Source organism: Mesorhizobium sp. M7A.F.Ca.CA.002.09.1.1, from assembly GCF_003998555.1.
In the GTDB taxonomy this organism is placed as follows: domain Bacteria; phylum Pseudomonadota; class Alphaproteobacteria; order Rhizobiales; family Rhizobiaceae; genus Mesorhizobium; species Mesorhizobium ciceri.
Map to the genome: position 1 here is coordinate 1 of NZ_RZRR01000435.1, position 4,546 is coordinate 4,546.

A 4,546-nucleotide genomic window follows, 5' to 3' on the forward strand; every position below is an offset into this window, starting at 1 on the left:
GCAGCGCGTCGTGCGCTGGCAGCTTGCCAAGAAGCAGCAGGGCACGCACAAGACCAAGGGTCGCGCCGAGATCGCGCGCACCGGCGCCAAGATGTACAAGCAGAAGGGTACGGGCCGCGCCCGTCACCATTCGGCACGCGCTCCGCAGTTCCGCGGCGGCGGCAAGGCCCACGGCCCGGTCGTTCGCAGCCACGAGCACGAACTGCCGAAGAAGGTTCGCGCTCTCGGCCTCAAGCATGCTCTCTCGGCCAAGGCCAAGAGCGCGTCGATCATCATCATCGACGAGCTGAAGCTGACCGAGGCCAAGACGAAGGCGCTGATCGCGAATTTCGCGACGCTGGGCCTGACCAATGCTTTGCTGATCGGCGGCGCCGAGCTTGACAAGAACTTCAAGCTGGCGGCGACGAACATCCCCAACATCGACGTGCTGCCCATCCAGGGCATCAACGTCTACGACATTCTGCGCCGCGGCACGCTGGTCCTTTCGAAGGCCGCCGTCGAGGCTCTCGAGGAGCGTTTTAAATGACCGACCTTCGTCATTACGACGTGATCGTCTCGCCGGCGATCACCGAAAAGTCGACCATGGCCTCCGAGCAGAACAAGGTCGTCTTCAACGTCGCCAAGAAGGCGTCGAAGCCGGAAATCAAGGCCGCCGTCGAAGCGCTGTTCGGCGTCAAGGTGATGGCCGTGAACACGCTTGTCCGCAAGGGCAAGATCAAGCGCTTCCGTGGCACGGTTGGCCGCCAGAGCGACGTCAAGAAGGCGGTTGTGACGCTGGCCGATGGCCAGTCGATCGACGTCGCGACGGGTCTCTGAGCAAGGCCGCGAGGACAGAACAATGGCACTGAAAAAATTCAACCCGGTAACGCCCAGCACCCGTCAGCTGGTCATCGTCGACCGCTCGGGCCTCTACAAGGGCAAGCCCGTCAAGGGTCTGACCGAAGGCCTGACCAAGTCGGGCGGCCGCAACAATCACGGTCGCATCACCGCCCGCTTCATCGGCGGTGGTCACAAGCGTTCGTACCGCATCATCGACTTCAAGCGCCGCAAGTTCGACGTCGTCGGCACGGTCGAGCGCATTGAGTACGATCCGAACCGCACCGCCTTCATCGCGCTGATCAAGTATGAGGATGGCGAGCTGTCCTACATCATCGCTCCGCAGCGTCTGGCTCCCGGCGACAAGATCGTGTCCGGTGAATCGGTCGACGTGAAGCCGGGCAATGCGATGCCGCTGGCTTCGATGCCGGTCGGCACCATCGTCCACAACATCGAGCTGAAGCCGGGCAAGGGCGCTCAGGTCGCCCGTTCGGCAGGTGGTTACGGTCAGCTGGTCGGTCGTGACCAGGGCATGGCGATCCTGCGCCTCAATTCGGGCGAGCAGCGTGTCGTTCACGGCTCCTGCATGGCCACTGTTGGCGCCGTGTCCAATCCGGACCACGGCAACATCAATGACGGCAAGGCCGGTCGCACGGTCTGGCGTGGCAAGCGCCCGCACAATCGCGGCGTGACCATGAACCCGGTCGACCATCCGCACGGCGGCGGCGAAGGCCGCACATCGGGTGGCCGCCATCCGGTTTCGCCCTGGGGCAAGCCGACCAAGGGCAAGAAGACGCGGTCCAACAAGGCGACCGACAAGTTCATCCTGCGCTCGCGCCATCAGCGCAAGAGCTAAGAAGAGGTAACGCCAAGTGACTCGTTCGATTTGGAAAGGCCCCTTCATTGACGGCTACCTTCTCAAGAAGGTGGACAAGGTTCGTGAAGGTGGTCGCAATGAGGTGATCAAGATGTGGAGCCGTCGCTCCACCATCCTGCCGCAGTTCGTCGGCTTCACCTTCGGTGTCTACAACGGCCAGAAGCATGTTCCCGTCTCGGTGAACGAGGACATGGTCGGTCACAAGTTCGGTGAATTCGCTCCGACCCGGACCTATTACGGTCACGGCGCGGATAAGAAGGCGAAGAGGAAATAATCATGGGCAAGGCCAAAGCTCCGCGCAGGCTTGCTGATAACGAAGCGCGCGCCGTATTGCGCACGATCCGTATCAGCCCGCAGAAGCTGAACCTGGTTGCCGCGCTGATCCGCGGCAAGAAGGTCGCGACAGCGCTTTCCGATCTCGAATTCTCGGCCAAGCGGATTTCCGGCACGGTCAAGAAGACGCTGGAATCGGCAATCGCCAACGCGGAAAACAACCACGACCTGGATGTCGATGCGCTGATCGTGGCGGAAGCCTATGTCGGCAAGTCGATCGTCATGAAGCGGTTCCATGCCCGTGGCCGCGGTCGCGCCAGCCGTATCGAGAAGCCGTTCTCGCACCTCACGATCGTCGTTCGTGAAGTCGAAGAAAAAGGGGAGGCCGCATAATGGGCCAGAAAGTCAATCCGATCGGTCTTCGCCTCGGCATCAACCGCACCTGGGATTCGCGCTGGTTCGCGAACACCGGCGAGTACGGCAAGCTGCTGCATGAGGACATCAAGATCCGCAAGTATCTCGAGAAGGAGCTCAAGCAGGCTGCCATCTCGAAGGTCGTGATCGAGCGTCCGCACAAGAAGTGCCGCGTCACCATCCATGCCGCGCGCCCGGGTCTGATCATCGGCAAGAAGGGCGCCGACATCGAGAAGCTTCGCAAGAAGCTGATGGAGATGACGAAGTCCGAGACGCACCTCAACATCGTTGAAGTGCGCAAGCCGGAGATCGACGCGACCCTGGTCGCCCAGTCGATCGCCCAGCAGCTCGAGCGTCGTATCGCGTTCCGCCGCGCCATGAAGCGTGCCGTTCAGTCGGCGATGCGCCTCGGTGCCGAAGGCATCCGCATCAACTGCGCCGGCCGCCTCGGCGGCGCTGAGATCGCGCGTATGGAATGGTATCGCGAAGGTCGCGTGCCGCTGCATACGCTGCGTGCGGACGTCGACTACGGTACGGCCGAAGCGCACACGGCTTATGGCATCTGCGGCGTCAAGGTCTGGGTGTTCAAGGGCGAGATCCTTGAGCATGACCCGATGGCTTCGGAGCGTCGGGCCAGCGAAAGCGATGCAGCGCATGGCGGTGGTGGTGATCGCGAACGCGGTCGTCGTCGCGAAAACGCCTGAGACATTTAGGAATTTGGAGTTAGAACGATGCTGCAGCCAAAGCGCACAAAGTTCCGCAAGCAGTTCAAGGGCCGTATCCATGGTACCGCAAAGGGCGGCACCAACCTGGATTTCGGTGGTTTCGGGCTGAAGGCGCTTGAGCCGAACCGCGTCACCGCACGTGAGATCGAGGCGGCCCGCCGCGCGATCACCCGTGAAATGAAGCGCGCTGGTCGCGTCTGGATCCGTATTTTCCCGGACGTGCCGGTCACTTCGAAGCCGACCGAAGTCCGCATGGGTAAGGGCAAGGGCGCGGTCGATTATTGGGCGGCGCGCGTCAAGCCAGGCCGCATCATGTTCGAGATCGACGGCGTCAATGAAGAAACCGCCCGTGAGGCACTGCGTCTCGGCGCGGCCAAGCTCTCGGTCAAGACGCGCTTCGTGCAGCGCATCGCAGAATAAGGACGGGCTGATCATGAAAGCCGAAGACATCCGGACCAAGACCCAGGACCAGCTGACCGACGACCTGGCCAGCCTGAAGAAGGAGCAGTTCAACCTGCGCTTCCAGAAGGCCACCGGCCAGCTCGAGAAGACCGCGCGCGTGAGACAGGTTCGTAAGGACATTGCGCGTATCAAGACCATCGCTGCGGAAAAGTCCGCGGCTAAGAAGGCTTAAGGACGAAAACCATGCCAAAGCGCATTCTGCAGGGCACCGTCGTCAGCGACAAGAACGAGAAGACGGTTGTCGTCAAGGTCGAACGGCGCTTCACGCATCCCGTGATGAAGAAGACCGTGCGCATGACCAAGAAGTACAAGGCGCACGACGAGAACAACGCCCACAAGGTTGGCGATCAGGTGTTCATCCAGGAATCGAAGCCGATTTCCAAGGACAAGCGCTGGATCGTCGTGTCTTCGGACCAAGCCTGACCTCGGGCGTAAACAACGAATTTTGGACAGACCGGGGAGGGGCTTTGAGCCCATCCCGTTAGAAGAGAAGAAGGCGGCCAGTCATGATTCAGATGCAAACAAACCTCGACGTCGCGGATAATTCCGGCGCCCGTCGTGTCATGTGCATCAAGGTGCTGGGCGGCTCGAAGCGGAAATACGCTTCCGTGGGCGACATCATCGTGGTGTCGATCAAGGAAGCCATTCCGCGCGGCCGCGTGAAGAAGGGCGATGTGATGAAGGCGGTCGTGGTTCGCACGGCCAAGGACATTCGCCGCCCGGATGGCAGCGTGATCCGTTTCGACAAGAACGCGGCCGTTCTCGTCGACAACAAGAAAGAGCCGATCGGCACGCGTATCTTCGGACCGGTTCCGCGCGAACTCCGCGCCAAGAACCACATGAAGATCATCTCGCTCGCGCCTGAAGTGCTGTAAGGAGCCGGACCAATGCAAAAAATTAGAAAAGGCGACAAGGTCGTCGTGCTGGCCGGCAAGGACAAGGGCCGTTCGGGCGAAGTCCTCTCGGTACAGCCGAAGGA

General features: G+C 61.3%; 11 protein-coding genes. All 11 read left to right on the plus strand.

What is annotated here, in order from left to right; translation table 11 throughout:
• On the plus strand, positions 1–526 hold a 526-nt coding region (gene rplD, locus EN994_RS18910; RefSeq protein WP_127307721.1), incomplete at its 5' end, for a 50S ribosomal protein L4.
• Entirely contained in the window at positions 523–816 is a 294-nt protein-coding gene (locus tag EN994_RS18915) for a 50S ribosomal protein L23 (protein WP_013531424.1), read from the plus strand. The genes rplD and EN994_RS18915, both read left to right, overlap by 4 nt.
• Before the next feature lie 22 nt (positions 817–838).
• On the plus strand, positions 839–1,672 hold the full coding sequence (rplB, locus tag EN994_RS18920; RefSeq protein ID WP_013531425.1) for a 50S ribosomal protein L2: 834 nt from the start codon (positions 839–841) through the stop codon (positions 1,670–1,672).
• Between the two features lie 16 nt (positions 1,673–1,688).
• Positions 1,689–1,967, plus strand: coding sequence for a 30S ribosomal protein S19 (rpsS, locus tag EN994_RS18925; protein WP_006205463.1), 279 nt, complete (start codon positions 1,689–1,691; stop codon positions 1,965–1,967).
• 2 nt (positions 1,968–1,969) lie between these two features.
• Complete coding sequence (gene rplV / locus EN994_RS18930; protein ID WP_006205462.1) at positions 1,970–2,359, plus strand: 50S ribosomal protein L22; 390 nt, start codon at positions 1,970–1,972, stop codon at positions 2,357–2,359.
• Complete coding sequence (gene rpsC, locus EN994_RS18935; protein WP_013531426.1) at positions 2,359–3,084, plus strand: 30S ribosomal protein S3; 726 nt, start codon at positions 2,359–2,361, stop codon at positions 3,082–3,084. Before rplV ends, rpsC begins: the two co-directional genes overlap by 1 nt.
• 27 nt (positions 3,085–3,111) lie before the next feature.
• Complete coding sequence (gene rplP / locus EN994_RS18940) at positions 3,112–3,525, plus strand: 50S ribosomal protein L16 (RefSeq protein ID WP_013531427.1); 414 nt, start codon at positions 3,112–3,114, stop codon at positions 3,523–3,525.
• A gap of 13 nt (positions 3,526–3,538) precedes the next feature.
• Complete coding sequence (rpmC, locus tag EN994_RS18945) at positions 3,539–3,739, plus strand: 50S ribosomal protein L29 (RefSeq protein WP_006205459.1); 201 nt, start codon at positions 3,539–3,541, stop codon at positions 3,737–3,739.
• An 11-nt stretch (positions 3,740–3,750) separates the two neighbouring features.
• Positions 3,751–3,990 carry a 30S ribosomal protein S17 gene (rpsQ, locus tag EN994_RS18950; RefSeq protein WP_010909280.1) on the plus strand — a complete coding sequence of 80 codons (240 nt, stop codon included), beginning with the start codon at positions 3,751–3,753 and terminating at the stop codon, positions 3,988–3,990.
• An 83-nt stretch (positions 3,991–4,073) separates the two neighbouring features.
• Positions 4,074–4,442 (plus strand): 50S ribosomal protein L14, encoded by a 369-nt coding sequence (gene rplN, locus EN994_RS18955; protein WP_006205457.1) that lies wholly within the window; start codon positions 4,074–4,076, stop codon positions 4,440–4,442.
• Between the two features lie 12 nt (positions 4,443–4,454).
• Positions 4,455–4,546, plus strand: a 92-nt coding sequence (locus tag EN994_RS18960) for a KOW motif-containing protein (protein WP_206530421.1), incomplete at its 3' end; no start/stop codon positions are given.

Coding starts and splice junctions, on each gene's coding strand:
- EN994_RS18915 (WP_013531424.1), top strand. CDS start 523: ATGACCGACCTTCGTCATTACGACGTGATCGTCTCGCCGGCGATCACC.
- rplB (WP_013531425.1), top strand. CDS start 839: ATGGCACTGAAAAAATTCAACCCGGTAACGCCCAGCACCCGTCAGCTG.
- rplV (WP_006205462.1), top strand. CDS start 1,970: ATGGGCAAGGCCAAAGCTCCGCGCAGGCTTGCTGATAACGAAGCGCGC.
- rpsC (WP_013531426.1), top strand. CDS start 2,359: ATGGGCCAGAAAGTCAATCCGATCGGTCTTCGCCTCGGCATCAACCGC.
- rplP (WP_013531427.1), top strand. CDS start 3,112: ATGCTGCAGCCAAAGCGCACAAAGTTCCGCAAGCAGTTCAAGGGCCGT.
- rpmC (WP_006205459.1), top strand. CDS start 3,539: ATGAAAGCCGAAGACATCCGGACCAAGACCCAGGACCAGCTGACCGAC.
- rpsQ (WP_010909280.1), top strand. CDS start 3,751: ATGCCAAAGCGCATTCTGCAGGGCACCGTCGTCAGCGACAAGAACGAG.
- rplN (WP_006205457.1), top strand. CDS start 4,074: ATGATTCAGATGCAAACAAACCTCGACGTCGCGGATAATTCCGGCGCC.